27 protein-coding genes are annotated in these 25,496 nt (G+C 71.4%); 13 read left to right on the top strand and 14 right to left on the bottom strand.

Annotated features, from left to right (window positions below; genetic code table 11):
* Nucleotides 1-28 precede the first annotated feature (28 nt).
* The 3 genes from L1857_RS29460 to L1857_RS29450 are packed head-to-tail and all read right to left on the bottom strand — an operon-like array spanning nucleotide 29 to nucleotide 2,012.
* Nucleotides 29-394: a hypothetical protein gene (locus tag L1857_RS29460; RefSeq protein ID WP_116111736.1), complete on the bottom strand. Its 366-nt coding sequence runs from the start codon at nucleotides 392-394 to the stop codon at nucleotides 29-31.
* A gap of 36 nt (nucleotides 395-430) precedes the next feature.
* Nucleotides 431-1,615, bottom strand: a complete 1,185-nt coding sequence (locus tag L1857_RS29455; RefSeq protein ID WP_249466937.1) for an MFS transporter — start codon at nucleotides 1,613-1,615, stop codon at nucleotides 431-433.
* Nucleotides 1,616-1,664: 49 nt separating this feature from the next.
* Nucleotides 1,665-2,012 carry a winged helix-turn-helix transcriptional regulator gene (locus L1857_RS29450; protein WP_233157116.1) on the bottom strand — a complete coding sequence of 116 codons (348 nt, stop codon included), beginning with the start codon at nucleotides 2,010-2,012 and terminating at the stop codon, nucleotides 1,665-1,667.
* A gap of 71 nt (nucleotides 2,013-2,083) precedes the next feature.
* Here L1857_RS29450 and L1857_RS29445 point away from each other — a divergent pair, with 71 nt between their 5' ends.
* From L1857_RS29445 to ybiA, 3 genes are read left to right on the top strand one after another with little or no spacing between them, the layout of a single operon-like run.
* On the top strand, nucleotides 2,084-2,578 hold the full coding sequence (locus L1857_RS29445; protein ID WP_249466933.1) for an alcohol dehydrogenase catalytic domain-containing protein: 495 nt from the start codon (nucleotides 2,084-2,086) through the stop codon (nucleotides 2,576-2,578).
* 35 nt (nucleotides 2,579-2,613) lie between these two features.
* On the top strand, nucleotides 2,614-3,084 hold the full coding sequence (locus L1857_RS29440; RefSeq protein ID WP_240323290.1) for a zinc-binding dehydrogenase: 471 nt from the start codon (nucleotides 2,614-2,616) through the stop codon (nucleotides 3,082-3,084).
* Between the two features lie 18 nt (nucleotides 3,085-3,102).
* Entirely contained in the window at nucleotides 3,103-3,642 is a 540-nt protein-coding gene (gene ybiA, locus L1857_RS29435; RefSeq protein ID WP_094004149.1) for a riboflavin biosynthesis intermediates N-glycosidase, read from the top strand.
* A gap of 199 nt (nucleotides 3,643-3,841) precedes the next feature.
* On the opposite strand, the gene L1857_RS29430 is transcribed toward ybiA, so the two are convergent.
* From L1857_RS29430 to L1857_RS29400, 7 genes are read right to left on the bottom strand one after another with little or no spacing between them, the layout of a single operon-like run.
* Complete coding sequence (locus tag L1857_RS29430; protein ID WP_094004150.1) at nucleotides 3,842-4,159, bottom strand: hypothetical protein; 318 nt, start codon at nucleotides 4,157-4,159, stop codon at nucleotides 3,842-3,844.
* A 16-nt stretch (nucleotides 4,160-4,175) separates the two neighbouring features.
* Nucleotides 4,176-5,315: an alpha/beta hydrolase family protein gene (locus L1857_RS29425; RefSeq protein WP_116111738.1), complete on the bottom strand. Its 1,140-nt coding sequence runs from the start codon at nucleotides 5,313-5,315 to the stop codon at nucleotides 4,176-4,178.
* Between the two features lie 52 nt (nucleotides 5,316-5,367).
* A complete protein-coding gene (locus L1857_RS29420; protein ID WP_240323291.1) occupies nucleotides 5,368-6,054 on the bottom strand; it encodes an SDR family NAD(P)-dependent oxidoreductase in 687 nt (228 codons plus the stop codon).
* On the bottom strand, nucleotides 6,051-7,001 hold the full coding sequence (locus L1857_RS29415) for a fumarylacetoacetate hydrolase family protein (RefSeq protein ID WP_116111739.1): 951 nt from the start codon (nucleotides 6,999-7,001) through the stop codon (nucleotides 6,051-6,053). The genes L1857_RS29420 and L1857_RS29415 overlap by 4 nt, the downstream gene beginning before the upstream one ends.
* Nucleotides 7,002-7,011: 10 nt before the next feature.
* On the bottom strand, nucleotides 7,012-7,950 hold the full coding sequence (locus L1857_RS29410; RefSeq protein ID WP_094004154.1) for a VOC family protein: 939 nt from the start codon (nucleotides 7,948-7,950) through the stop codon (nucleotides 7,012-7,014).
* A gap of 13 nt (nucleotides 7,951-7,963) precedes the next feature.
* The gene (locus tag L1857_RS29405; protein WP_094004155.1) at nucleotides 7,964-9,085 is read right to left on the bottom strand and encodes an FAD-dependent oxidoreductase; all 1,122 of its coding nucleotides are present in this window, start codon (nucleotides 9,083-9,085) and stop codon (nucleotides 7,964-7,966) included.
* Between the two features lie 8 nt (nucleotides 9,086-9,093).
* Nucleotides 9,094-10,059, bottom strand: coding sequence for a cyclase family protein (locus tag L1857_RS29400; protein WP_116111740.1), 966 nt, complete (start codon nucleotides 10,057-10,059; stop codon nucleotides 9,094-9,096).
* Between the two features lie 108 nt (nucleotides 10,060-10,167).
* On the opposite strand from L1857_RS29400, the gene L1857_RS29395 reads away from it, so the two are divergent.
* Genes L1857_RS29395 through L1857_RS29385 form a run of 3 tightly spaced genes read left to right on the top strand, consistent with a single transcriptional unit; the run spans nucleotide 10,168 to nucleotide 14,593 of the window.
* Complete coding sequence (locus L1857_RS29395; protein WP_116111741.1) at nucleotides 10,168-11,085, top strand: LysR family transcriptional regulator; 918 nt, start codon at nucleotides 10,168-10,170, stop codon at nucleotides 11,083-11,085.
* A gap of 14 nt (nucleotides 11,086-11,099) precedes the next feature.
* Nucleotides 11,100-11,582, top strand: coding sequence for a DUF3237 domain-containing protein (locus tag L1857_RS29390; protein ID WP_094004158.1), 483 nt, complete (start codon nucleotides 11,100-11,102; stop codon nucleotides 11,580-11,582).
* A 59-nt stretch (nucleotides 11,583-11,641) separates the two neighbouring features.
* The gene (locus tag L1857_RS29385; protein ID WP_116111742.1) at nucleotides 11,642-14,593 is read left to right on the top strand and encodes a P-loop domain-containing protein; all 2,952 of its coding nucleotides are present in this window, start codon (nucleotides 11,642-11,644) and stop codon (nucleotides 14,591-14,593) included.
* Here the strand turns inward: L1857_RS29385 and L1857_RS29380 are convergent.
* Nucleotides 14,557-15,840, bottom strand: a complete 1,284-nt coding sequence (locus L1857_RS29380; protein ID WP_249466930.1) for an ISL3 family transposase — start codon at nucleotides 15,838-15,840, stop codon at nucleotides 14,557-14,559. The two genes, L1857_RS29385 and L1857_RS29380, sit on opposite strands and share 37 nt — an antisense overlap.
* A 159-nt stretch (nucleotides 15,841-15,999) precedes the next feature.
* On the opposite strand from L1857_RS29380, the gene L1857_RS29375 reads away from it, so the two are divergent.
* The 5 genes from L1857_RS29375 (at nucleotide 16,000) to L1857_RS29355 (ending at nucleotide 21,948) form a co-directional block, all read left to right on the top strand.
* Nucleotides 16,000-16,251: a hypothetical protein gene (locus L1857_RS29375; RefSeq protein ID WP_162831218.1), complete on the top strand. Its 252-nt coding sequence runs from the start codon at nucleotides 16,000-16,002 to the stop codon at nucleotides 16,249-16,251.
* Between the two features lie 51 nt (nucleotides 16,252-16,302).
* Entirely contained in the window at nucleotides 16,303-18,117 is a 1,815-nt protein-coding gene (locus L1857_RS29370; protein WP_240323387.1) for a glycoside hydrolase family 3 protein, read from the top strand.
* A gap of 185 nt (nucleotides 18,118-18,302) precedes the next feature.
* Nucleotides 18,303-19,583 (top strand): MFS transporter, encoded by a 1,281-nt coding sequence (locus L1857_RS29365; RefSeq protein ID WP_116113841.1) that lies wholly within the window; start codon nucleotides 18,303-18,305, stop codon nucleotides 19,581-19,583.
* A 15-nt stretch (nucleotides 19,584-19,598) separates the two neighbouring features.
* Nucleotides 19,599-21,074 (top strand): CYTH and CHAD domain-containing protein, encoded by a 1,476-nt coding sequence (locus L1857_RS29360; protein ID WP_249466926.1) that lies wholly within the window; start codon nucleotides 19,599-19,601, stop codon nucleotides 21,072-21,074.
* Nucleotides 21,075-21,258: 184 nt separating this feature from the next.
* Nucleotides 21,259-21,948, top strand: coding sequence for an IspD/TarI family cytidylyltransferase (locus L1857_RS29355; RefSeq protein ID WP_094004160.1), 690 nt, complete (start codon nucleotides 21,259-21,261; stop codon nucleotides 21,946-21,948).
* A gap of 7 nt (nucleotides 21,949-21,955) precedes the next feature.
* Here the strand turns inward: L1857_RS29355 and L1857_RS29350 are convergent, their stop codons facing one another.
* Nucleotides 21,956-22,732 carry an IclR family transcriptional regulator gene (locus L1857_RS29350; RefSeq protein WP_094004161.1) on the bottom strand — a complete coding sequence of 259 codons (777 nt, stop codon included), beginning with the start codon at nucleotides 22,730-22,732 and terminating at the stop codon, nucleotides 21,956-21,958.
* Nucleotides 22,733-22,879: 147 nt separating this feature from the next.
* On the opposite strand from L1857_RS29350, the gene L1857_RS29345 reads away from it, so the two are divergent.
* Nucleotides 22,880-23,596: a CoA transferase subunit A gene (locus L1857_RS29345; protein ID WP_094004162.1), complete on the top strand. Its 717-nt coding sequence runs from the start codon at nucleotides 22,880-22,882 to the stop codon at nucleotides 23,594-23,596.
* Nucleotides 23,597-23,598: 2 nt separating this feature from the next.
* Nucleotides 23,599-24,240, top strand: a complete 642-nt coding sequence (locus L1857_RS29340; RefSeq protein ID WP_037323002.1) for a CoA transferase subunit B — start codon at nucleotides 23,599-23,601, stop codon at nucleotides 24,238-24,240.
* 381 nt (nucleotides 24,241-24,621) lie between these two features.
* Here L1857_RS29340 and L1857_RS29335 read toward each other — a convergent pair whose 3' ends face one another.
* Nucleotides 24,622-25,086, bottom strand: coding sequence for a GNAT family N-acetyltransferase (locus tag L1857_RS29335; RefSeq protein ID WP_240323389.1), 465 nt, complete (start codon nucleotides 25,084-25,086; stop codon nucleotides 24,622-24,624).
* 9 nt (nucleotides 25,087-25,095) lie between these two features.
* Nucleotides 25,096-25,494 (bottom strand): cupin domain-containing protein, encoded by a 399-nt coding sequence (locus L1857_RS29330; RefSeq protein ID WP_094004175.1) that lies wholly within the window; start codon nucleotides 25,492-25,494, stop codon nucleotides 25,096-25,098.
* Nucleotides 25,495-25,496: the final 2 nt, after the last annotated feature.

Raw genomic sequence — 25,496 nt, 5'->3', positions numbered from 1 at the left:
GAACCGTCCGGCGGCCTCGCGTCCGTCCTTATCGGACCACCAAGAACGTTGTCGTGTAGGTGTTTTCCGGGCACGTGATCGTTGCGGTGTGCTCGCCGGGCCTCGCCTTGCGGGAGACCGTTGCCGACCAGTGGGTGGGCTCGGCGGTCGGGGTGAAGTTCAGCAGCACGTCCGACACCGGGTAGGCCTCCGCGTTCAGGCACCTGGCCTCCACGTCCACCACGTCGCCGCGGTGGACCACGTCCGGCTCCACGTTGATCCACCCGCACGAGCCGGTCGAACCCGGGTTCGGGTCGCAGTCCACCGGGCCGGACGCGGACGCGGCGGGCGTCGCGAACATCTCCAGCCCGACCGCCCCGGTCGCCGCCCCCATGATGATTCCCTTGACGCGCATGCCCTTTCCTCCCTGTCGGTGGGCTTACGAAGCTCCTTACGCCGCCGGGGAATCCGAGGTTGCCCTGCCGCGCCGGAAAACCAGCACCACGGAAATCACCAGGCCGAGCGCGCCGGCGAGCACGAAGGTGTTCCCGAGCCCGACGCCGTCGACCACCGGTTGCGCGATCAGCGGCGAGGCGAACTGGCCGAGGAACAGCGCCGAGGTGAGAATCCCGAGCGCGCGGGTGCGGGCCGCGGGGTCCACCGAGGCGACCACCCAGCCGTTCATCACCGGGTTCTGCAGGCCGATGCCGATGCCGGTGATGAGCATGCCGATCGCCGCCATCCAGATCCCGCCGGCGAGGCCGACGACGACCAGGCCGGCCGCGTAGGCGGCGAAGATCGCCGCGGCGAGGACCCGGAAGTCCCAGCGGGCGCGCAGCCGCCGGAAGTTCAGGCCGACCAGCGTCATGACCAGGTTCATCGCGGCGATCAGCACGCCCACCACGACCGGGCCGGTGCCGGTGATCTCACCCAGCCAGAACGGGGCCTGCGTGGGGACGGTGTAGAAGACGACGACGCCGAGGAACATCAGCGCGTACAGGCCGAACAGCCGCGGTGTCCGTTGTGGACCGTCCGGAGACGGCGCGGTCGTCGGCGCCTCGGGCACGAACCGGAGGACGAGCACGAGCATCGGCAGGGCGAGCAGGTAGACCGCGAACGGCCCGCGCCAGCTCAGGTCGGCCAGGACCCCGCCGAGCAGCAGGGCGACGACACCGCCGAACCCCATCGCGGCACCCTGCAGGCCCAGCACTCGGCCGTGCTCGGTGGCGGGGTAGTGGTCGGCGAGCAGGGCGGTCGAGGTGACCATGATCGCCGCGATGCCGACGCCGAGCACCGCGCGCCCGGCCAGCAGACCGGGCAGCCAGTCGAGCACCAGGCCCGACCCGCCACCGGTGATGTAGAGAGCGAGGCCGGCCACGAGCACCCGGACCCGCCCGGCCCGGCCGCTCAGCCGGGCGAGCACCGGCGCGGCGAGCATGATCGCGAGGCCGGGCAGGGTGAGGACGAGCCGGACCAGCAGCGCGGCGTGCGGCGTACCCGCGAAGTGGTGTTCCATGCCCGGCAGGGCGGGCGTGATGGTGGCGCTGGCCATGATGGTCATCGTGCTGACGCCGAGCAGCGTGAGCAGGAGTGTCCTGGGCAGTATCCGCACCGCGGTCGCCGTCACATCCGTCATGCCGACGACGCTAGAAGCTGAAGTGAGCTGGAGGTCAAGCGCGAGTTTCTCAGGCGGGCTGCGGAAAGCGGTCGATGTTGGCTTCCACCCAGGTGCGCAGCGCGGCCAGCGGGACGGCCGCGTCGGCGCCGAGCTGGGTCAGCCGGTACTCCACCCGCAGCGGCACTTCTGGGAACACCTCGCGCTCGATCAGCGCGTGCGACTCGAGCTTGCGCAGCGTCTGGGTCAGCACCTTCGGGCTGATGCCCTGCAGCCGCGCCCGCAACGCGCCGAACCGCTGCGGGCCGCCCTCCAGCGCGCCCAGCACGAGCGCGCTCCACTTGTTCGCCAGCAGGTCGAGCATGTCCCGGCACGGGCACGCGGCGGCGTAGACGTCCTTCGGACCACAAGTCTGCACGCTGCGATGGTATCCGATGGGAACTTGTGCGCCTTGCAGGTAACTACTACCTTCCTACTACCGTCGCCGCCATGACGACCATGCGCGCGGTGGCCTACCGCAAGCCCCTCCCCATCACCGATCCCGCCGCTCTCGAGGACGTCGAGCTGCCGGTCCGGGAGTCGGGGCCGCACGACCTCCTGGTGCGCGTCGAGGCGGTGTCGGTCAACCCCGTCGACACGAAGGTGCGCGCCGGCTCCGACCCGGGCGGCGAGCCGCGGGTGCTCGGCTTCGACGCGGCCGGCGTGGTGACCGCGACCGGCGCCGAGGTGACCCTCTTCCAGCCCGGCGACGAGGTCTACTACGCGGGCACGATCGACCGGCCGGGCACGAACGCCGAGTACCACGTCGTCGACGAGCGCATCGTGGGCCCGAAGCCGCGGAGCCTGTCGTTCGCCCAGGCCGCGGCGCTGCCGCTGACCAGCATCACGCGTACGAGACGCTGCACGACCGGTTCCGGGCCGGCCCGGACAGCACCGGCACGCTGCTGGTCCTCGCCGGCGCGGGCGGGGTCGGGTCGATCCTGATCCAGCTGGCGCGGGCGCTGACCGGGCTGACCGTGGTGGCGACCGCGTCCCGTCCGGAGTCGCGGGACTGGGTGCGCTCGCTGGGCGCCCACCACGTGGCCGACCACCGGGAGCTGGTCGCGAGCGTGCGGGAGGTGGCGCCGGACGGCGTGGACTACGTGTTCTCCCCGAACACCGCCGGCCGAATCGAGGAGTTCGCCGAGCTGCTGCGCCCCGGCGGCGCGATCACCGCGATCGACGAGCCGGAGGGGCTGGAGTTGTTGCCGCTCAAGGGGAAGAGCATCAGCTTCCACTGGGAGCTCATGTTCACCCGGCCGCTGCACGGCTGGGACCTGATCGCCCAGCACGACCTGCTCGCGCACGTCGCCGAACTGGTCGAGGCGGGCGCGGTCCGGACCACGCTGACGACCGAGCTGAAGCCGATCAACGCTTCGACGCTGCGGCAGGCGCACGAGCTGACGGAGACCGGGCGGACCGTCGGAAAGACGGTGATCTCCGGCTTCTGATCGGCGATACTGCCGGTTGTGCGAGCGGAGTTGATCGAGCGGGTGCGACGGGGTGAGCGAGTCGAGTACCTGTTCTTCTGGGGTCACCGGCCGGAGCCGGACGGCAGCGCGGGGCGCGGGTGCCTGAGCCAGTGGTGGCCGGCGCGGTTCACCGTGGACGGGCGCGAGTTCGCCACGGCGGAGCACTACATGATGTGGCGCAAGGCGCTGCTGTTCGGCGACTCGGCGGTGGCCGAGGAGGTGCTGCGCGCCCCGCACCCCGGGCGGGCGAAGGAGCTGGGCCGCCAGGTGGCGGGCTTCGATCCGGCCCGCTGGGAGGCGTCCCGGTACGACATCGTGGTCGCCGGTTCGGTCGCGAAGTTCGGCCAGAACCCCGACCTGGGGCGGTTCCTGGTGGGCACGGGCCCGCGGGTGCTGGTGGAGGCCAGCCCGGTCGATGCGATCTGGGGTATCGGCGCCGCGGCGGACGACCCGCGCGCCGGGGATCCGGAGCGCTGGCCGGGGCTGAACCTGCTGGGCTTCGCGCTGATGGACGCGCGGGCGCAGCTGCGAGGTTGAGATGGGTGATCCGCTCTCGCGGCCGGATGCCCGGTGGCTGAGGTGCGGCAGGTGCGACTCACGGCACCGCCCAGGCGCTGGTCGGTGGCCTGCGGGTGATCGGGCCGGACGGCCCGCACGCCGCGGAGGCCTGCACTGGCAGGGCCGGAAACGACTGGGCTTCGCCCCGCCGGGCGCGAAGCCCAGCTGCGGGCCGGGGCTACTGTTTGTCCGCGCGGTAGCGGGCAAGCAGTAGCCGGATGACGGGAGCGCCGTCTTCTGCTGCCAGGTAGCTGGCGCCCTCGAACGGAACCTCGCCTTCCCAAGCGCCGACATCAGCGGGATCGTCGCCGCCGACGGAGAGGAGCACGTGGGCGTGGCGGGCCCGGAAGTAGAACCGCTCGCCCTCGGGCAAGCGGCCTTCGAGCTGGACCGGGGCCGCCGGGGAGGTCAGCGTGGCTTGCCAGCCTTCTGCTTCCAGTTCGGCCAGGAGGCGTCGCCAGCCCTCCACGTGCTGCCGCCACTCGTCGTCCGTCACCTCCGGAGTATGCCGGTCAGCGACCCTCGAACACGTCCGCCACCCAGTCGGCGATGTAGCTGCTCACGTACGGCAGGTGGTCCAGCCCGATGTGCTCCGTCGCGCCCTCGGCCGGGGTGAAGATCCGCAGGTCGCGCCGTGGGCTGGCCGTTGCCTGCTCGTACGAGCGGTGGGCGTACGCCAGCGGGATCTGCCGGTCGTTCTCGCCGTGGCAGATGAGGAACGGGACGTCGATCTTTTCCACCACGCCGTCCAGGTTGACCGCGTCCGCGAAGCGGATGAACTCCTCCAGGTCGGAGTGCCCCCACACCCACAGCACGTGCTCCCAGTAGTGTGGCACCGGCCGCTCGCCCTCGCGCTCCAGGCGGCGCCTCTGCACGGCCCCCCAGTCGTGGTTCGCGCCCCACGCCACCACCAGCGCGAGCCGCTTCTCGAACGCCGCGGCGCGGGGTGCGTAATAACCACCCAGCGACCAGCCGACCAGGCCGATCCGCGACGAGTCCACATCGGACCGGCCCACCAGGTAGTCCACGCACGCCGCCGCCCACGCCTCCGTGTCCACGCGCGCCGTCAGGCCCTGCAGCCGCAACGCCTCGCCCGACCCGGGGCAGTCCACCATCAGGCACGAGATCCCGCGCGCCGCCAGCTCCGCCCAGTGCCCGGAGGAGTACATGTGCTCCTTGGTCGAGTCCAGCCCGTTCCACATGATCATCACCGGCGCGGGGCCCTCGACCGGCGCCGCGCTGAAGTACGCGGGCAGCGTCGTGCCCTCGTACGGGATCTCGACCCGCGACACGCCCGGCGCAAACGCTTTCTCCTGCAACGCAAGCACCCGCCGGTAGGTGTCCAGCCGCCCGGGCGCCGACGCGCTCTGCATCCGCTCGGCCTGGCACAGGTAGTTCGTGGCCCGCGCGTACAACTGCCGCGCGGTGCGGGTGTGCCCGGCCGCTTCCGCTTCCTCTGCCTGCTCCACGAGCTGGTCGGTGAGCGCGGTCCACGCCGTCAGAAAGTCGGCGGTGCCGGCGTCCTCACCGCGCTGCGCGGCCTCCTTGATCGGACGGCAGGCGCGGTCGACCTCGTCGATGAGCCCGCCGCTGTTCAGCGTCGCGACGACGCCCAGGTTCCAGACGTAGTTGCCGGGGAAGTACTCGAACATCAAAAGCCTTTCCGAAGTGTGTCACTGATCGATTTCACGCCGCCGTGCGCGGTCAGCCCGCGTCCACCGGGATTTCCGCGCCCGTGATGAACGACGCGTCGTCCGAGAGCAGGAACACCACCAGCGGCGCGACCTCGTCCACGGTTCCGGTGCGGCGCAGCGGCGTCTCGGCGATGTTCGCCTCCCGGAACGCCGCCGGAGCCGACGCGGTCATCGGCGTCTCGATGTAGCCCGGGTGCACGGCGTTGACGCGGATCCCGCGCGCGCCCAGCTCCAGGCACGCCGCCCGGGTCAGCCCGCGCAGGGACCACTTGCTCGCCGTGTACGCGACGGGGTAGTGCCCGGTCAGCGCGGCCACCGAGCCGACCGTCACGATCGACCCGCCCGCGGGCATCACCGGCAGCACCGCCTGGATCGCCCGCACCACGCCGCCCACGTTCACGTCGTGCACCCGCGCCAGATCGTCCGGATCGACCTCGCCCAGCCGCGCCCGCCAGGTGATCCCGGCGTTGGCGACCAGCCCGTCCACCCGGTCCAACCCGGACACCAGCGCGGACCAGCCCGCGGCGTCGGTGACGTCCAGCCGCGCGTACTCGACCCCGGGCAACGGTTCCGCCGGCGACGGATCGAGGTCCACGCCGATCACCCGCGCGCCCTCCTCGGCCAGCAGCCGCGCCTCCGCCGCGCCCTGTCCCCGTCCGGCGCCGGTCACGATGACGACCTTGCCGGCGACCCTCATCGCGTGCGCTTCCGCGGGCGGGGGCGCGCCGCCCGCACCGGAGGCAGGTCCACCCCGGCGACGACGGTGTTCCGGATCGTGCCGATGCCCTCGACGGTCATCTCCACGACATCCCCCGGCTTCAGCGGCGGCACGTCCCGCCCCCGGCCCCACAGCTCGGCGAGGCAACCGCCGTTGCCGCAGGTCCCGGACCCGAGCACGTCCCCGGCCCGCACCCAGGTGCCGCGCGAGGCGTAGGAGACCAGCTCCTCGAACGGCCAGCCCATGTTGGACAACAGGTCCTGCCCGATCAGGTCGCCGTTCACCGACACCCGCAGGTCCAGCTCCAGGAACCCGTCACCGTCGCGATAGGACTCCAGCTCGTCCGCCGTCACCAGCCACGGCCCGAGCGTCGTCGCGGAGTCCTTGCCCTTCGCCGGGCCGAGCTGCACCTTCATCTCCCGCCGCTGCAGGTCGCGGGCGGACCAGTCGTTCAACACCGTGTACCCGAAGATCTCCACCTGCTCCGGCGTCAGCGACGACCCGTCCCGCCCCACCACGGCCGCGACCTCCAGTTCGAAGTCGAACAGCCGCGAACCCGGCGGCACCGGCACGTCGTCGAAGGCGCCGAGCAGCGCGTACGGGTTGGTGAAGTAGAACGTGGGCGCCTCGTACCACTCCGGCACGACCCCGGATCCGCCGGAGACGCTGGCGACCACGCCCTCCACGTGCTCCTCGAACGCGACGAAGTCCCGCACGGTCGGCGGCGCCAGCGGCGGCAGCAGCCGCACGCGGTCCAGCGGCACCGGCGGTTCGCCCAGGGCGGCGGCACCCGCCTCCAGCGCGGCGGGCAGACCCGATCGCACCAGGTCGAGCACCGTCACCTCGGGCGGCAGCGGGTGGATGCCGTCGCCGGCGACGACACCGGCCCGGACCACGCCATCGAGTGAGTAGGTGGCGAAACGCATCAGGAACTCCTCACACCGGCGGGGCGACGAACAGGCCCTTGTCCGGATCGTTGAACGACTTCTGCGCGACGAACTCGTTCATCGCGTTCGCCGTGCCCCACTGGTCGGACACCTCGGGGTCGCTGAAGTCGTAGAGGTGCGGGTGCCAGGTGTCCTCGTCGATCAGCTCCAGCTCGGTGGTGTACTCCATCGTGTTGCCGTGCGGGTCGAGGAAGTAGCTGAACGTGTTGTTGCCTGCCAGGTGGCGGCCGGGCCCCCAGATCTTCTCCACCCCGGCGCGCAGCAGCCGCCCGGTGCCGCGCATGTACTCGTCCAGCCCGCGCATCTCGAACGACACGTGGTGCAGCGACGGGTGCGGGCAGCGGGCGATCGCCATGCTGTGGTGCCACGAGTTCACCCGCATGAACCACATCATCTCGCCCATCCGCGGGTGCATCAGGATGTCCGAGAGCCGGAACCCGAGGTGCTTCTCGTAGAACGCGCGAGTGCCCTCCGGGTCGGCGGAGTTGATCACCACGTGCGACAGCCGCACCGGGACGGACTCGCCCTCCTCGATCTTGCGGTGCGCGCGCACGGCCACGTCGGCGCTGATCTCGATGGTGCGGCCCTCGTTGTCGAAGAACCGGAACCCGTAGCCTCCACCGGGGGTGTCGATGGCGCCGGGCTCGCTCACCAGCTTCACGCCGGACGACGCCAGCCGGGCGGCCAAGGTGTCCACATCGGACGGGGTGGCGGCGCCGAACGAGATCAGGTCGATGCGCTTGTCGGCGGCCTGGCGCAGCCGGATCACGTACTGCTCGGGCGATCCCTCGGCGGCCAGGAACGCGATGCCGGAGTCGGTGTGCTCGGTGGTCAGGCCCCAGGCGCCGGTGAAGAAGTCCTGCTGCCGGGCCAGGTCCGGCACGGCCAGGTCGACGTGGCGCAGGTGGGTGATGAGTCGGTCGGTCATGGGTCCTCCTGGGTCAGGCGGGCTGGGTGACGAGTGCGGCGACGCGGCCCATCAGGCCCGGCACGTCGCCCTGTTCGTGGTCGAGGAGCCACTGGCCGAGCTGGTTGGACGCGTCGACGACGGCCTTCGCGCGCTCGTAGCGGCGGTCGGTGAAGGCCCGCCACAGGTTTTCGTCGAGCGTGTCCGCGGCGAGCAGCAGTTCGGTGAGGACCGCGGCGTCCTCGAGGGCTTGCGCGCCGCCCTGCGCGAGGGTGGGCGGGCAGGAGTGCGCGGCGTCGCCGATGAGCACGACGCGCCCGCGGTGCCACGGCGGCGGCAGCACGTGGGTTTCGAACCAGGTGTAGTTGACCCGGGACGGATCGGTGAGCGTCTCGCGGATCTCGTCCCACGGGCCGTGGTAGGCCGCGGCCAGCTCGCGCATCGTGGCGAGCCGCTCGTCCGGGGTCAGCGCGGAGCGGTCCTGGGCGTCTTCGACGACGTAGGCGTAGAGCGAGTTCTCCCCGGTCGGGCAGTAGCCGGCGATGTAGCACGGCCCGCCGTAGAACAGGTCTGTGCGCGTGACCGACGCCGGGCGCGGGCCGAACGCGCGCCAGATGCCCATGCCGGTGGCGCGGGTCTCCAGCTCGATGCCGAGCATCCGGCGGACCGACGAGCGGATGCCGTCGGCGCCGACCACCAGGTCGTAGCGCCCGGTGGAGCCGTCGGAGAGCACCACGTCGCCGTCGGGGTTCAGCTCGGTGACGGTGACGCCGAAGCGGGTCTTCACCCCGGTTTCGGCGGCGCGGTCCAGCAGGATCCGCGCCAGCGCCGGGCGCGGCATGCCCATCGTGGCGGGCAGGTCGGGGCCGCCGGTGCGGGCGTCCGGGATCTCCACGAGCAGGGTGCCCGCGGGGTCGGGGGCACGCAGGCCGAGGCTGTCGAAGCCGAAGCCTTCGGCGCGCACCCGTTCCCACACGCCCAGGTTGCGCAGTTCGCGCAAGGCGTTGCCCTGCAAGGTGATCCCGGAGCCGATGGCGGCGATGTCGGGTTTGATCTCGGCCAGGTCGACGGCGACGCCGTGCGCGGCGAGACCGATCGCGGTGGCCGTCCCGGCGAGGCCGCTGCCGACCACCAGGACGTTGTTCACGGCTGGCATGGGAACTCCTACTTGACGGCGACGGGCGCGACCGGGGCGCCGACCGCGCCGGTCACCGGGATCGGGTCGGCGGCGAGGAAGAACTCGTACACCCCGTCGGCGGCGCAGTCGGCGGCCAGCGCGTCGAGGTCCCACATCTCGCCGAGGAACAGGCCGATGTGCGGGATGCAGACCTGGTGCAGCGGCTGGAACGCGACGTCGAACTCGTTGGGCCGCACCTCGAACCCCCAGGTGTCGGTGGCGATCCCGGCGATCTCGGTGCCGTGCAGCCAGTCCGCGGTGGTGAACGACAGGCCGGGCGCGTCGCCGCCGGCGTAGTCGCCCCAGCCCTCGCGGCGGGCGCGGGTGAGCCGGCCGGTCCGCACCAGCAGCAGGTCGCCGCGGCCGACCCGGGCGGTCCCGCCCTGCGCGGCGATCGTGGCCTCCAGGTGCTCGACCGTGATCGCGAACCCGTCCGGCAGTTCGCCGTCGGTGCCGATCGCGCGCCCGACGTCGAGCAGCACCCCGCGGCCGGCGATCCGGCCCGCGGTGGTCTCGATGCCGGTGACCTGGTCGCCCTCGCTGGTCACGACGTCACCCGCGCGGCGGCCGTTGTAGGCGGTGCCGTGGTCGAAGATGTGGCCGAGCCCGTCCCACTGCGTCGAAGCCTGCAGCGGCATGAACACGACGTCGTCCGCGCCACCGAGACCGTGCGGGAAGCCCTGGCCGCGCTCGGCGTCCAGCCCGGTGTCGAGCATCGTGTGCACCGGGTTGGTGCGGCGGCGCCAGCCCTTCTGCGGGCCGTCCGCCTCGAACCGCTGCGCCAGCGAGAAGCTCTTGCCCTGCCGGACGAGGGCGGCGCCTTCGCGGCGCTTGGCCTCGTCCAGGAAGTTCAGGGTGCCCAGCACGTCGTCGGCTCCCCAGCGGCCCCAGTTGGAGCAGCGCTTGGCCGCGGCGGCGATCGCGCCTTCGGGATCGGTGCGGTCGTGGATCACGTCGGTTCCTCCTCGAGCGACGAAGACCACTGTCGGGCACCGCGGCGGTATCAGGGAAGACGAAATCGGTGATGCGTGGTATCAGCCGCGCTGATGTAGCCTGCGCTGGTGAACCTGGCGAGCCTGGACCTGAACCTGCTGGTCGCGCTGCACGCCCTGCTGCAGGAACGCAGTGTGACGCGGGCGGCCGCCAGCATGGGCCTGAGCCAGCCCGCGGTGTCCGCGCACCTGGGCAAGCTGCGCCGCCACTTCGGTGACGACCTGCTGATCCGCGTCGGCAACTCCTACCGGCTCACGCCGCTGGCAGTCCAGCTCACGGAACGCGTGCGGGTCGCGATCACCGGTGTGGAACGGGTCTTCGCCGCCGAACCGGACTTCGACCCGGCGTCCTCGACGCGGGAGTTCTCGCTGCTGATCAGTGACTACGGCGTGGCGGTGCTGGGTTCGGAGATCGCCGCGCTGCTCGCCGCGGAGGCGCCCGGCACGCGCCTGCGCCTCACCGCGAACACCCCGTCGCTGGTCGAGCAGGCGGCCCAGGCGCTGGTCAACCACGACCTGCTGCTGATGCCGCACGGGTTCATCACCGACCTGCCCTACCGCGAGCTTTACCTCGACGACTGGGTCTGCCTGGTCTCTAGCGACAACGCCGAGGTCGGCGAGGAGCTGACCGTCGAGCAGCTCGAGGCGATGCCGTGGGTGGTGACCTACCACGGCCCCACCGCGTCGACGCCCGCCGCGCGGCAGATGCGGATGCTCGGCATCGAGCTGCACGTCCAGGTGGTGACCGAGACGTTCCTGACCGTGCCGAGCCTGGTGCGCGGCACCGGCCGGGTCGCGCTGCTGCAGCGGCGGCTGGCCGCGGCGGTGCCCGCCGAGCTGGGCATGCGGGTGCTGCCGTGCCCGTTCGAGGTCGGCCCGCTGCGTGAGGCGATGTGGTGGCACCCGATGTACGACGACGACCCGGAGCACCGCTACCTGCGAGAGGTGGTCCTCCGCGCGACGGCTGTCCTGGGTCAGGATTCCTGATAGTTTGCCCGGTCATGGTGACCCCGCAGCAGCCACCGCGGCCGGAGCTGGAGTTCCTCGCCAGGGCGGAGGTGACGCTGGACGAGGTGCTCGACCTCGGCGGCACGCCCCACGGCCGCCGCCGGATCGTGCCGATCACCGGCGGCCGCTTCGAGGGCCCGCGACTGACCGCGGACGTCCTGCCCGGCGGCGCGGACTGGCAGATCCTGCAGAGCGACGGCTGGGTCCGCGTCGAGGCGCGCTACACCGCACGCGCCGACGACGGATCGCTGGTGTCGATCACCAGCCGCGGCGTGCGGCACGGCCCGCCCGAGGTGATGGCCGCGTTGCTCGCCGGGCAGTCCCCGGAGCCGTCCACGTACCGCTTCCGCACCGCGATCACCTTCGAAACCGCCGAGGACTCGCCGGACTACGCGTGGCTGAACCACGTGGTGGCGGTGAGCTCGGCGCTGCGCCGCCCGGACGCGGTGGTGCTGGACGTCTACGCGGTGCGCTGAACGGGTGTGCCTCGAGCGATTCCGGCCTGGACAGGCGGGTTGTGCGGGATCATAGGCGGATGGAGCAGAACGCGGCTGCGGGCGAATTCCATGGGCCGGTGGTTCAGGCAGGTTCGGTGCACGGCGGAGTGTACGTGCACTCGGGAACTCCGGTTGTTACTGGTTACCGGTCGCAGGTCGAACGGATCGCACCGAAGGAACTGAACGACCGCGACCGCGAGCTCGACGAACTGGCCGAGTTCTGTGTCCATGGCGCGACCTCCTACCTGTGGTTGCGTGCTCGGGCTTGGTCGGGGAAGTCGGCGTTGCTGTCGACTTTTGTTCTGAACCCGCCGTCGGGAGTGCGCGTGGTGTCGTTCTTCGTGACGGCAAGTTTCGGGCCACACAGCGACCGGCGTGCATTCGTCGACAACGTGCTGGAGCAGTTGTGGGCGATGATGGAGGTGCCACCGGCCTCCCACTTGACGGAATTCACGAGGGACACGCACCTGTTGGCGCTGCTGACCGAAGCGGCGCGGCAGTGTGAGGTGCGTGGCGAGCGGTTGGTGTTGGTCGTCGACGGACTCGACGAGGACCGGGGTCGTGAATCACGCAGCATCGCAGCGTTGCTTCCGGAACAGCCCCGTCACGGAATGCGGGTGATCGTCTCCAGTCGTCCGAACCCTCCTTTGCCCAAGGACGTCGCCGAACGCCACCCGCTTCGTGCCCCGGAGATCATCCGCCCGTTGCAACCCTCTGCGAAGGCTGAGGCGGTACGGGTAGTCATGGAAGGCGACCTCCAGCACCTGATGCGGGGTTCCCGGGTAGAACAGGACTTGCTCGGGCTCCTGACGGCAGCGGGGGGCGGACTGTCGACACCGGATCTCGCAGAGCTGATCGGTGTGTCCGAATGGGCGATCGACAACCATCTCGGCACTTCCGCCGGTCGGAGCTTCACGCGCCGGGGTAGTGTTTCCTCTGGCGGGCATGACGTGTATCTGCTGGCTCACGAACGACTTCAAACCACTGCGCGTTCGATGCTGGGCCCGAAGCTTGAGGAGTATCGTTCTCGTTTGCACGAATGGGCGGCCCGCTATGCGCGGCAGCAATGGCCCGAGAACACGCCTGACTATCTCTTCCGGGGATACTTCGCCATGCTGTCCGAAGCCGGGCTCACCGAGCGGATGATCGCTTGTGCTACCGACCCGGGCAGGCATCGGCGAATGCTGGCGCGAACGGGTGGTGACGGGGCATCGCTCGCCGAGATCATCGCCACGCAGGACTGTCTCCTCGCCGCGGAGAACCCGGATCTGATCGCTCTCACGCGACTCGCCGTCCACCGGTCGCACTTGCACAGGGGCAGCAGCCGGATCCCGCACACCATCCCCGCAGGGTGGATCAGGGTGGGTCAGTACGAGCGTGCCCTCGCGATGATCGAGGCGATCCCCGATCCGGCGCGCCGGATCGACGCTGTCCTGGCTGCTCATCGCGTTTGCCGGGCTGGAGGACAACCGGATCGGGCGGCGCATCTGCTGGATCGAGCGGAGCGGATCGCGGGCGGCTTGAACCAGTACTTCAGTGCGAGGCCGATCCGGGCGCTTGCCGAGGCGTGTGCCATGGCGGGTGACTTCGACCGGGCCCGCCGTACCGTCGATCTGGTGGAGAGCCGGACCGAGAAGGCGCAGGCGCTCGCGGCACTCGCGGCGCAGGCGGCCGAGAGCGAAGAACACGAACTTGCCCGGTCGCTTTTCGGGCTGGCCGAGGAGATGCTCGTTTCGGACACGAACGACTGGCGTTACGAGGCACTGAGTGCCGCAGCGGTCGCGGCCCTGAAGGTGGGTGAACGTGTCCGCTCGGAGGAGTTGCTGGACGAAGCGGAGAACTTGCTCCGGAAGCACCGTGGATTCGGGACGAACACCAACCGGTTCGGAAACGTTGTACGCGACATGGTGACACTCGGTCACCGCGACCGGGCGGTGCAGCTGATCCAATCGATCCGGGACGAGGACGCTCGTGAGGCCTGGGTGGAATGGCTCATCACGGAGGTCGCGCGCGAAGAAGGTGAGCGCGGTGTGGCGCTCGCGCGTGACACACCGGACGATCTTCGGTTGTGCAGGCGGCTCGCAGCGGTGAGCCAGGTACTGCCGGATCACGATCGTGCCTCGCGCTTGCTGGCCGAAGCCGAAGGCGTCGCGGAGCGGTTGTCCAGCCGGAATCCGGAAGCACTACTGGCGATCGCGGCGGCCAAGGCGGTCCGTGGTGACCTCGCGCGGGCCGAAGAACTGGTGCGTGTTTGTGCGCCGGCCACCGCGGACGCGGAGAGTGTTCTCGAAGTCGCGGCGGCGGCTCTGCGTGCCGAGGACTTCGAGCGCGGCACGCGGCTCCTCGTCCTCGCCGAGACGGTCGCCCGCAGCAGTGTCCCTCCGCGGGACGAACGGCAGTCCCTGCACTGGGTGCGCACAGTGGCCGACATGGGGGATTTCGAGCGGGCCGAGAAGCTGGTCCGCTCGTTCCAAGACGGTGCTGCGCGGTCCGCGGGCTGGGCGCTGATTGCGGAGGCCGCGCTCGTCAATGACGATCTGGAACTGGCAGAACATGCTCTCGGATTGGTGGAGTATTCGTCAATGCAACGGCGAGCTCGGCTCGACCTGATCAGGGCACACCTGGCCGCTGGCGTAGTCACCCACGCCACGGTGCTTGCCCGGCGAGCGGACGATCTCTCGCAGCGGATCGACGCGCTCCTCGTCGTCGCTCGTGAAGGCAGGAGTAGTGAGCTGATCGAGGAGATAGTGCGTGAAATCGCGTCTCTCGGACAGCCCGCGCGGCGAATGAAGCAGATGGCGAGGCTCCTCGGAGTCACGGCCGAACTGCGCGATCGCGAGCGTGTACGCGCGTTGTCCGAAGAGATCCGGTGCATTGCCGCGGCCGTCGTTGCCGATCCTGGGAGTGAGCGGTTCGCGAAGTCGAGGGCTGAGCCTTTTCTGGCTCTGTTGATCTATGTGTGGGTGCGGTCAGGTAGTTCGGGGCGGTAGCCGCCGAGCGCGAGGAGTGCGAGGGAGATCAGGGCGTCGGCGTGTTTGAACCCGAAGGCCAGGCGGGTCAGTAGCCGGATCTTGGTGTTGGTCGATTCGATCAGCGCGTTGGACAGACCGTGATCCAAGCTCGCGTGGATCGCCGGCAGCTCGGACCGGATAGTGCGGGCGAGCTTGACGAACTCGGGTATCCGGCAGCGCACTGCCCAGGACAGCCACCGTTGCAGCGCTTCTTTTCCGGCCCGCCCGCCCACGGCGAAGACGTGTCGAAGGCCTTCTTTGAGCAGGTAGGCGCGGTAAAGCCGGGGGTTGGTCTTGGCGATCCAGGTCAATTTGTGACGCTGATGATCGGTGAGGTTGTCCGGGTTCTTCCACAACGCCCATCGTGCGCGTTTCATGCCTTGAGCCGGACCGGCTGAGGCGGTGCGGCCACGCCGGTCTTTGTGGCTTCCGCCAGGCTGGCGGCGTGCGGTATTCCATACCTGGCGCCGAACCTGGTCTAGAGCATCGGTGGCCCATTTGACCACGTGGAACGGATCAGCGCAGCGGATCGCGTCCGGGCAGTACTGTTCGACGGTCCGCGCGATCCACGCGGCCGCGTCCGCCGAGACATGCGTGATCTGCGCGCATCGATCGGCTCCGAGCAACTCGAAGAACACGGCCAACGTCGGTTTGTCGTTGCCCGCCGCCGCCCATACCAGCCGGCCGGTGTCGTGATCGACAACAATGGTGAGATATCGATGGTTCTTCTTATAGCTGATCTCATCAACCCCGATTCTGCGCAGCCCGGCCAGGCGATCCACCCTCGCGTCGATATCGGCCCGGACCCGGGTGATGATCGAGCCGACCGTCGGCCAGGCGATCCGCATCAGCTGCGCGACCGTGGACCTCGACGTCGCGGTCGCCAGCCAGGCGACGGTGTCGTCGAACGCGCGGGTATGCCCAGCACCGTGCCGCGCCCAGGGCACCGCACTGACCACGACCCCGTGCTGGCGACACCGCACCCGGGATGCGTCCGCCTCGACGAACGCCTGAATAGTTCCCAGGTCCAGTGCACGCCATCGCCGCCGGCCTCGGCCGGCGTCATACCGCGGGCATCGCCGCGAGCACACCCCGCACCGGTCACGATCCCGGCTCCGGACCCGCACCGCGGCCACCAGCACCTGCGCGGCCCCATCGAACTCGACCGACTCCACGACCGCCGGATTCACACCCAGCAACCGACCCCATATCCTGGCAGCGGGCACGTCGTTCTCCGTCTATCCGGTTTCTGTTCCTCGACAGCTCAGAAACCTAGACCCAGCAACGACGTGCCCCTCCGCTACCTGGGCAGACCCACCCACACATCAGTACAAAGAGCCCCTTTTCTGGGGTTCGGCGCTGGACGACTACGTACCCTGACGGAGGTGATGGAGCAGGTCGAGGCGCTTTGGCCACCGATGATCCTGCTCGAAATGCCCGAGGGACCTGGCAAGGAGATTCCCTACGGGCTGTTCAACCTCGTGACTCCGGCCGTCCGGTCGCAGGGCGAGATCGCTCGTCGGTTGAGCCGCGAGGACTGGACAAGTGTCCTGGACGACCTCCTCCAGGCAAGCCCGGCGGCCTATCACGCCCTCGTCACCGAGCTGGATGTGCTCGACCGGGCCGCGCCGAGGTAGTCGTCGTCGACGAGGTGTGCCAACCAATGGCACGGTGATGGATCGCCGCTGGTGGCGGGCGTCATGCTCGCCACCATGCTGGTGCCCTACAAGGATCCGGACCGTCCCGTCGAGGAGCGCGTGCGCGACCTCATCGGCCGGATGACCCTCGCCGAGAAGACCGGGTTGCTGTGTCACGCGCCGGTCGCCGTGACGCCGGACGGCGGGTTCGTCGAGGAGTCGGCCGGCATCATGCCCACCGCCCCGACCACCGAATCCGTGCGCGACAAACACCTGCGCTGCCTCACCCTCATGGCCCCGGTCGCCGCCGGGCCGCTGGCCCGCTGGCACAACCGCCTGCAGGACCTCGCCGCCCGCAGCCGTCTCGGCATCCCCGTGCTGATCTCCTCCGATCCGCGCCACTCGGCCAACGACAACCCGCTCACCTCGGTCGCCGATGGTGGCTGCTCGCGCTGGCCGGAACCGCTCGGGTTCGGCGCGATCGGTGACGAGGAACTGGTCCGCGACTTCGCCCGTGCCATCCGGGCCGAGTACACCGCGGTCGGCATCCGCATGGCCACCCACCCGATGGCCGACCTCGCCACCGAGCCGCGCTGGGCGCGCACCGTCGGCACGTTCGGCGCCGATCCGGACCTGGTCGGCCGCCTCGCCGGGGCCTACGTCGAGGAGCTGCAGGGCCCGCGGCTCGGCCCCGGATCCGTGGCGAGCATGGTCAAGCACTGGCCGGGCGCGGGCCCGCAGGCCGGCGGCGAGGACGCGCACTTCGCCGCGAGCCCGGACCAGGTCTACCCGGCCGGGCGGTTCGAGCAGCACCTCGACCAGTTCCGCCCGTCCCTGCGCGCCGGGGCCGCCGCCGTCATGCCGTACTACGGGCGCCCGGTCGGCGTGCCCGGTCTCGCCGAGGTCGGGTTCGCCTTCGACCGCGAGGTGGTGGCCGGCCGTCTGCGCCGGGACGAGGGCTACGACGGCGTCGTCTGCACGGACTTCGGGCTGCTCACGGACTCGGTGCTGCCGGGCGGGACGGTGTGGCCGGCGCGCGCGTGGGGCGCGGAGCACCTGGACCGCGCCGAGCGCGCGCTGATGCTGCTCGACGCGGGTGTGGACCAGTTCGGCGGCGAGTGGTGCCCGGAGGTGATCGCGGATCTGGTGATCAGCGGGCGCGTGAGCGAGGCCCGGATCGACGAGTCCGTGCGCCGCGTGCTGACCGTCCTGTTCCGGCTGGGGTTGTTCGAAAACCCCTACGTGAACGAGGAAATCGCCGTGACGACCGTCGGCCGGGAGGACCTCGCCGCGGCCGGTGCGGCGGCGCAGCGGCGCGCGATGACCCTGCTGACCGACTCCGTGCTGCCCCTGCCCTCCGGGTGCCGGCTCTACGTCGAAGGCGTCGACCCCCGGACAGCCGCCGCATACGCGACCATTGTGGACACTCCGGTGGAGGCCGACTACGCCCTGGTCCGGATCGCGGCCCCGTACGAGCCGCGCCGGACGTTGCCCGAGGCGTTCTTCCACCAGGGGCGGCTGGACCTGCCCGAGGACGAGCGCGCGCACCTGCTGGAGCTGGCCGCCACGGTCCCGACGGTGGTCGACGTGTTCCTCGACCGGCCGGCCGTGATCCCCGAACTCGCCGAGCACACCGCCGCGCTGGTGGCCGACTTCGGCGCCACCGACGACGCCGTGCTCGACGTCGTGTTCGGTCACGCCCGCCCGGAGGGCCGGCTGCCGTTCGAGCTGCCCCGGTCGATGGCCGCGGTCGAGGCGCACCCCGAGGACCTGCCGGGCGGCACCGAGGACCCGGTGTTCCCGCTCGGCCACGGGCTCGAGACCACGAACTGGCGGCCCCGCGCCGTGTCCCGGCGGGAGGGCTGACGATGCCGATCCACCCCGCGACGACCTGCGCACCACGGCGAGGCGTTCGTGGCGGCACTGGCGCGTTGCTCGCCTCGCATGTGGACGTTCCGGAAACCGTTCCATTGGTTGACCGCGCGCCTTAACCGGCGCCGGTGCCGCTGTCATCCTTCCCGCAGTTCGCAACGAGGCGAAAGGTGCCGACGATGAGTACGTCCTCCCTGCCCGGAACCACCACGACGACGCCGCGCAGCTGGACCAACCCGGGGCGCAGCTTCCTGTTCTTCCTCGGGTTCGCGGCGATCGGCGCGGTGATGGCCCAGCTGGTGCCCGCGGTCCTGACGCTGTCGCTCAAGGCGACGCTGATCGACCCGGTCGGCGCCACGACCACCGTCTCGATCGTCACCGGCGTCAGCGCCCTGTGCGCGCTCGTGGCGTTCCCGGCGTTCGGGCGGCTGTCCGACCGCACCACCGGGCGGCTCGGGCGGCGGCGGCCCTACCTGCTGCTGGCCGCGGCGCTGTTCGCGCTCGGCGCGCTCGGCATGCTCGCCGGCACCAGCACGCTGACCCTGACCCTCGCCGGGATCGTCACCGCGATCGGCCTGACCTCGGCGACGGTGGCGATCACCGCGGTGATCCCGGACCAGTTCGCGCCGGACCGAAGAGGACCGGCGTCCGCCGTGGTCGGGCTGAGCCTGCCGGTCGGTGTGGTGATCGGGTTGTTCGTGGCGCAGCTGGTGTCGCCGAACCTGCCGGCGATGATCCTGCTGCCCGCGGCCATCGCGGTCGCCGGATGCGTGCTGTTCGCGGTGGTGCTGAAGGATCCGCGGCTGCACAAGGCGGACCGGCCGGCGTTCGGGTGGCGCGACCTGCTCGGCACGTTCTGGCTCAACCCGGTGCGGCACGCGAACTTCTCCTGGGCGTGGCTGAGCCGGTTCCTGCTGTTCCTCGGGGTCGCGGCGGTGCAGGCGTACCAGGCGTTCTACCTGATGGTCGTGCTGCACTTCCCGCCGGCCGAGGTGGCGGGCGCGGTGTTCCTGTCGACCCTGGTGCTGACCGCGGCGGCGCTGATCTTCGCCCCGGTGGCGGCGAAGGCGTCCGACCGGCTCGGCCGGCGCAAGCCGTTCGTGATCGCGTCCGCGGCGATCTTCGCGGCCGGGCTCGTGCTGGCGGCCGTCGCGGACTCGTTCCCGTTCTTCCTGGCCGCGATCGCGGTGGTCGGGCTCGGGCAGGGTGTGTACTTCGCGGTCGACATCGCGCTGGTGACGGAGGTGCTGCCGGACCCGGCGAACCCGGCGAAGGACCTCGGGCTGATGAACATCGCGAACAACCTGCCCGGCTCGGTGGTGCCCGCGGTGGCCCCGGCGGTGCTGTCGATCGGCGCCACCGCGGCGATGCCGCAGAACTTCCCGGCGCTGTTCCTGCTCGGCGCGGCGGCGGCCGCGGTGGGCGCGGTGCTGATCCTGCCCATCCGCGGCGTGCGGTAGGCGGGGTTTCCGCCGGTGACCGCCGGGGAATTCCCGGACATGGGCGCGAAAACGGTCACCGAGCGGGAGCGGAAGTTCGACTTCGACGACGGACGGCCGGTGCCCCGGCTGGCCGGCGTGGGGCCGGTGGCCGACCAGGCCCCGCCGCGGGAATCCCGGCTGGACAACACCTACTACGACACGCGCGACCTCCGCCTGGCGCGGGCGGGCGTGACCCTGCGCAGGCGCACCGGCGGCGAGGACGCGGGCTGGCACCTCAAGCGTCCCGCCGCCGACGGCGCCCGCGAGGAGACCCAGCTGCCCCCGGGCGACCACCTGCCCGCGGAACTCGCCGAAGCCGCGCGCGAGTGGACCGGTGGTGCGGACCTCGTCGAGATCGCCCACCTGCGCGTCGACCGGTTCACCCACGACCTGACCGCCGCCGACGGGCGGCGGCTGGCCGTGCTGACCGACGACCACGTCCACGGCGAGCGGGCCGGCGAGCACGCGCACCTGGACCGCTGGCGTGAACTCGAGGTCGAACTCGACACCGGGGACCCCGGGCTGCTCGACACGCTCACGCGGGCGCTCGTCGCGGACGGGGTGCGGCCCGCGCACTGGCCGTCGAAGCTGCGGCGCCTGCTCGCCGACGACCTCGCCGCGGCCGGTGCGCCGGGCAACGCGGGGGAGACCGTGATGGCCTATGTGCGCACGCAGGTCGAGGCGGTCCGGCGGCACGACGAAGGCGTCCGGCGCGGGGACGGCGACGCGGTGCACCAGCTGCGGGTCGCGCTGCGGCGGTTGCGCAGCGCGCTGCGCGGCTACCGGCGGCTCTTCGTGCGCGAGCGGGTGAAGGCGCTGGCCGACGAGCTGAAGTGGGCCGGGCGGGTGCTGTCCCCGGCGCGGGACGGCGAGGTCCGGCGGGAGACCCTGCTGGGCGAGCTGGCGAAGTTCCCGCGCGAGCCGGAAACCGAGCACGCCCGCCGCACGCTCGAGTCGCGTTTGGACGAAGCCGCGGAACGGGAGCGGCGGGCGCTGCTCGCGGAGCTGACCAGTGAGCGGTACGCGCGGCTGCTGGGCGCGCTCGACGAGTGGGTGGCCGACCCGCCGCTGACGACCTCGGCGGAATCCGGGCGCCGGGAGCTGCGGAAGGCACTGCGCCGCGCGGACCGGCGGCTGGCGGCGGCGATGGCGGCGGTCCGCGACGCCCGCGACCCGGACGCCGCCCTGCACGAGGTGCGCAAGAAGGCCAAGGCGGCGCGGTACGTCGCGGATGCCGCGCGACCGGTACTGGGCAAGCGGGTGCGCCCGTGGCGGCGGGCGGTGAAGTCGCTGCAGCGCGAACTGGGCGAGTACCACGACCTGGTGAGCGCGGGACAACTCCTGCGGGAACAGGTGGGTGATTCGGTGTCCGATGCGTTCGTGTTCGGGCGTCTGTATGAGCGGGGTCGTGCCCGGTGTGCGGCTCTGCGGGCGGATTTCGAGCGGCGGGACCTGCCGGGCGCACCGTGACCGTGCGGTGGTGAGCGTGGGGCAGCTCCTGCGGCAGCGGGTGGGTGATTCGGTGTCCGATGCGTTCGTGTTCGGCCGTCTGTATGAGCGGGGTCGTGCCCGGTGTGCGGCCCTGCGCGCGGATTTCGAGCGGCGAGACCTGCCGGGCGCACCGTGACCACCCGGTGGTGCCTACGATCGGCGCATGGCTGCGGAGCAGAACCCGACGGCGGCCGCGGTCGTGCTGGCCAGCGGGGCCGGGACGCGTGTCGGTGCCGGCGTGAACAAGGTGTACCTGCCGCTGGCGGGCCGGCCGATCGTGGCGTGGTCGCTGGCGGCGTTCGCCCGGACGCCCGGGGTCGGCGTGCTGGTGTTCGTCATCCGGCCGCAGGACCGGGCGCTCGCCGAGGAGGCGTTGTCCGGGCTCGGCGCGCGGGCCGAGATCGTGCACGGCGGCGCGAGCAGGCAGGACTCCGAGCTGAACGCCCTGCGGCACCTGGCCGGGCGCATCGAATCCGGCGCGGTCGACGCGGTCCTGCTGCACGACGGCGCCCGTCCGCTCGTCACGCCCGCCCTGATCACCGAGGTCCTGCGCACGGCACGCGAGCACGGCGGCGCGATGCCCGGTGTGGTGGCGGACGACATCGTGACCGACGAGGGCGCCCGGCCGCCGGGCACGCTGGTCCGCGCGCAGACGCCGCAGGGCTTCCGCGCCGCCCCGCTCGTCGCGGCCTACGAACAGGCCGCGCGCGAGGGCTTCGCGGGCACCGACACGGCCTCGGTGATGGAGCGGTACTCGCGGACGCCGGTGCGGTGGGTGCCGGGCGCGGTGGAGAACATCAAGGTGACGTACCCGCACGACCTGCTGGTGGCGGGCCGGATACTGGCGCGCTGACGGTCCTTCAGAGCCCGGTGCGCTGCCGGTCCGCGCGGAGTGCCGTCGTCAGCGCATGGGCCTCCTTGAGCAGCAGCGCGCCCATCTGCGCCCGCCGCGGCTCGCGGAAACGCGACTCCACCCCGGTCAGCGTCAGCGCCCACGCCGGCTCCCCGGACGAGCCGAACACCGCCGCCGCCATGCCCCAGCTGCCCTCGACCACCAGACCCGGGTTGACGGCGTACCCGCGCTCCCGCGTCTCGGCGATCCGCTCGCGCAGCGGCCCCGGCGCGTGCGCCTCGCCCCACCGCTCCGTCAGGTCGACCCGCGCCAGGTACTCGTCGATCTCCCGGTCGGACAGCAGCGACAGCACGACCAGCCCGGCCGAGACCACCCCGAGCGGGAACCGCGCGCCCTCGTACAGCACGAACGACCGGATCGGGAAGTCACCGTCCTCGCGCAGCAGGCACACCGTCTCGTCGCCGCGGCGGGCGGAGAAGAACGCGCTCTCCCCGGTCGCCGCCGCGAGCCGGTGCACGCTCGCCCGCGCGTGCTGCGTCACGTCGTAACGCGCGGCCGCCGACTCGCCCAGCAGGTACAGCTCCGGGCCGAGGTACCACTGGCCGCTGCGCTGGTCGCGGTCGACGAACCCCTCGTCGGCCAGCGCGGCGAGCAGCCGGTGGACCGTCGGGCGCGCCAGCCCGGTCAGGCGGGACACGTCCGACGTCGACGCGCCGGGCTCGCCCGCGGCGGACAGCGCGCGCAGCACGATCGCGGCGCGGCCGATCACATGGGCAGGTGGCATGTCCCCATGGTATGTCCACTCAGTGAACGCCCGCGCCCGGGATGTTCATCTGACGAGAGATCCAGTGCGCCTGCTTGACCGGGTTTTCCCAGGTCGTCTTGACTGCGGACAGGTGCTCATTCCACGGACGCTCGAAGGAGAGTTCACGTGTCCAAGGTGTTCGGCGCGGCCGCCGACGCGATGGCCGGCGCGCTGCGGGACGGCATGACGATCGCGGTCGGCGGCTTCGGCCTGTCCGGGATCCCCTACGACCTGATCGAGGTCGTCCGCGACTCCGGCGTCCGCGACCTGACGATCGTGTCGAACAACATGGGCGTGGACGGCAAGGGGCTCGGGCTGCTGCTGGAGAACAAGCAGGTCCGCAAGGTGATCGCGTCCTACGTCGGGGAGAACAAGCTGTTCGCGCAGCAGTACCTGGACGGCACGGTCGAGGTCGAGTTCGCGCCGCAGGGCACGCTGGCCGAGCGGATGCGTGCCGGTGGCGCCGGCATCCCGGCGTTCTACACGAAGACCGGGGTCGGCACGCCCGTCGCCGAGGGCAAGCCGCACGCCGAGTTCGACGGCGAGACCTACGTGCAGGAGCGCGGCATCGTCGCCGACCTGGCGCTGGTGCACGCCCACACCGCCGACCGGGAGGGCAACCTCGTGTACCGGATGGCGGCCCGCAACTTCAACCCGGTCGTCGCCACGTGCGGCCGGGTGACGGTGGTGGAGACCGAGGTCCTGCTCGACGGCTACGTCGACCCGGACCTGGTGATCACCCCCGGTGTGTTCGTCGACCGCCTGGTGGTCGCCACGCCGCGGGAGAAGGAGATCGAGAAGCGCACGGTGCGCCCGCGGGCGCTCGCCGGAACGGAGGCGTGACCATGGGCTGGAGCCGCGACGAGATGGCCGCGCTGGCGGCGGCGGAACTGCGCGACGGGGACTACGTCAACCTCGGCATCGGCATCCCCACGCTGGTGGCCAACCACATCCCGGACGGCGTGCGGGTGACCCTGCAGAGCGAGAACGGGATCCTCGGTCTGGGCCCGTTCCCGTTCGAGGGCGAGGAGGACGCCGACCTGATCAACGCAGGCAAGCAGACGGTGACCGTCCAGCCCGGCGCGAGTTTCTTCGACTCGGCGACGTCGTTCGCCATGATCCGCGGCGGGCACATCGACCTGGCGATCCTCGGCGCCCTGCAGGTGGCCGCCAACGGCGACCTGGCGAACTGGACCGTGCCCGGCGCGCTGGTGAAGGGCATGGGCGGCGCGATGGACCTGGTCGCGGGCACCAAGCGGATCATCGTGATCACCGACCACGTGGCGAAGGACGGCAGCCCCAAGATCGTCGAGACGTGCACGCTGCCGCTGACCGGCGCGGGGGTGGTGGACCGCATCATCACGGACCTGGCGGTGCTGGACGTGACCCCGGAGGGCCTCCGCCTGGTGCGGCTCGCGCCGGGCGTGACGGAGGAGGAGCTGCGGGAGAAGACGGGCGCGAAGGTGCTGGAGCCGGTGGCGGGTTAGGGCTTCCGCGCGGGCCGGCTGTGCTGCGCTGCCGCAACCAGCGCTGCACGGCGGGCGGGCCGTGGCGGCGCGTGGCGGCGCTGCGGGCGCGAATCGGCCACGCCGTCGAGGCGGCTGTGCGTGCCGTGCTGCCATCGGGGGCTGTGCGTGCCGTGCCGTCGGCGCGAGCTGTGGTGCCGTGCCGCCACCGGGAGCTGCGCGCGCCGCGCCACCACCGCGAGCCATGTGGGCTGCACAGGCCCTCGGCTCGGGCCACCGCGCCCCAACCCGCGCGTGCTGTGCCTGCCACCGTGCCCTGCGCGCCACCGCGTGCCACGGTCGGGGCCCCGCGGGTCACCACCGGTCTCCCCCCCCGCTCGCCGGGATCAGGGGTTCGCCAGATCAGCGGGTTCCCGTCCGCGTTCCGTGGTACCTCATGGTGATCTTGCGATCGCCGTCACCGTGCCGGCGCACCTCGCGGAAACCCAGCCTCCGGTACAGCGCGCGGGCCCGCGTGTTGACGGCCAGCACGTCCAGCTCCACCGCGACCTCGTGCCGGTCCGCGTCGGCGATCAGGTCCGTGATCAGCAGGCTCCCGATGCCGCGGCCCTGGAACTCCGGCAGCAGTTCGATCCGCCCCAGGTACAGCGAGCCGGGGCGGTGCTCCACGCTGAGCATCCCCGCGTCAGCACCGTCCACGGTGACGATCCGCCACCGGCCCGGAGCGAAACCGCGGTCGTGGTACGCGCGCTGCTCCCGCTCGTCCCAGCCCCACACGGCCGCGACGTAGGCGCCCATCGCGGCTTCGTGCAGCCGGAAGCAGAACTCGCGGTCGCCCTCCGTCGCCGGGCGCAGGGCGACTCGCACGTGACCCTCCTAGAACGGCTCGCCGGTACGCACGTCCACCGCCGACCCGCGGTCGTTCGTCTCCGACGGCAGTTCCACCGGGCTCGGTGACGGCTCGCTGATCAGCTCCACAATGTAGTGCGTCACCGCGTGGTCCTCCAGGTTGCGGATCCGGTGCGGCGTCAGGGGCCCGCCACTGCCGACGGTCTTGAACGCCACGTACCCGGCCTCCGCCGTCTGCCGCACCGGCCACTCCTCCTCGCCGAGGCGCTGCGCCTCCGCGCGGCCCGGGTCCGGCCAGATGATCAGGTGGTCGTGGTGGTGCTGGTGCCAGTCGTACATCCCGCGCGGCGGCAGGGTCATCGACCACACCCGCACGCGGTCGTTCTCGAACACCAGCGTGTCGCCGGGATTCGGGGTGTAGCTCATGG

Source organism: Amycolatopsis thermalba (genome assembly GCF_023376025.1).
Classification (GTDB): Bacteria; Actinomycetota; Actinomycetes; order Mycobacteriales; family Pseudonocardiaceae; genus Amycolatopsis_E; species Amycolatopsis_E thermalba.
The sequence above is the reverse complement of the archived record's forward strand: the minus strand, read 5'-3'. Positions and strand labels throughout refer to the sequence as shown.

Bases quoted from the DNA above. Each gene is read 5' to 3' on its own strand.
- L1857_RS29460 (WP_116111736.1), bottom strand. From the start codon at position 394: ATGCGCGTCAAGGGAATCATCATGGGGGCGGCGACCGGGGCGGTCGGG.
- L1857_RS29455 (WP_249466937.1), bottom strand. From the start codon at position 1,615: ATGACGGATGTGACGGCGACCGCGGTGCGGATACTGCCCAGGACACTC.
- L1857_RS29445 (WP_249466933.1), top strand. From the start codon at position 2,084: ATGACGACCATGCGCGCGGTGGCCTACCGCAAGCCCCTCCCCATCACC.
- L1857_RS29425 (WP_116111738.1), bottom strand. From the start codon at position 5,315: ATGTTCGAGTACTTCCCCGGCAACTACGTCTGGAACCTGGGCGTCGTC.
- L1857_RS29420 (WP_240323291.1), bottom strand. From the start codon at position 6,054: ATGAGGGTCGCCGGCAAGGTCGTCATCGTGACCGGCGCCGGACGGGGA.
- L1857_RS29415 (WP_116111739.1), bottom strand. From the start codon at position 7,001: ATGCGTTTCGCCACCTACTCACTCGATGGCGTGGTCCGGGCCGGTGTC.
- L1857_RS29410 (WP_094004154.1), bottom strand. From the start codon at position 7,950: ATGACCGACCGACTCATCACCCACCTGCGCCACGTCGACCTGGCCGTG.
- L1857_RS29405 (WP_094004155.1), bottom strand. From the start codon at position 9,085: ATGCCAGCCGTGAACAACGTCCTGGTGGTCGGCAGCGGCCTCGCCGGG.
- L1857_RS29390 (WP_094004158.1), top strand. From the start codon at position 11,100: ATGGTGACCCCGCAGCAGCCACCGCGGCCGGAGCTGGAGTTCCTCGCC.
- L1857_RS29385 (WP_116111742.1), top strand. From the start codon at position 11,642: ATGGAGCAGAACGCGGCTGCGGGCGAATTCCATGGGCCGGTGGTTCAG.
- L1857_RS29365 (WP_116113841.1), top strand. From the start codon at position 18,303: ATGAGTACGTCCTCCCTGCCCGGAACCACCACGACGACGCCGCGCAGC.
- L1857_RS29355 (WP_094004160.1), top strand. From the start codon at position 21,259: ATGGCTGCGGAGCAGAACCCGACGGCGGCCGCGGTCGTGCTGGCCAGC.
- L1857_RS29350 (WP_094004161.1), bottom strand. From the start codon at position 22,732: ATGCCACCTGCCCATGTGATCGGCCGCGCCGCGATCGTGCTGCGCGCG.
- L1857_RS29340 (WP_037323002.1), top strand. From the start codon at position 23,599: ATGGGCTGGAGCCGCGACGAGATGGCCGCGCTGGCGGCGGCGGAACTG.
- L1857_RS29330 (WP_094004175.1), bottom strand. From the start codon at position 25,494: ATGAGCTACACCCCGAATCCCGGCGACACGCTGGTGTTCGAGAACGAC.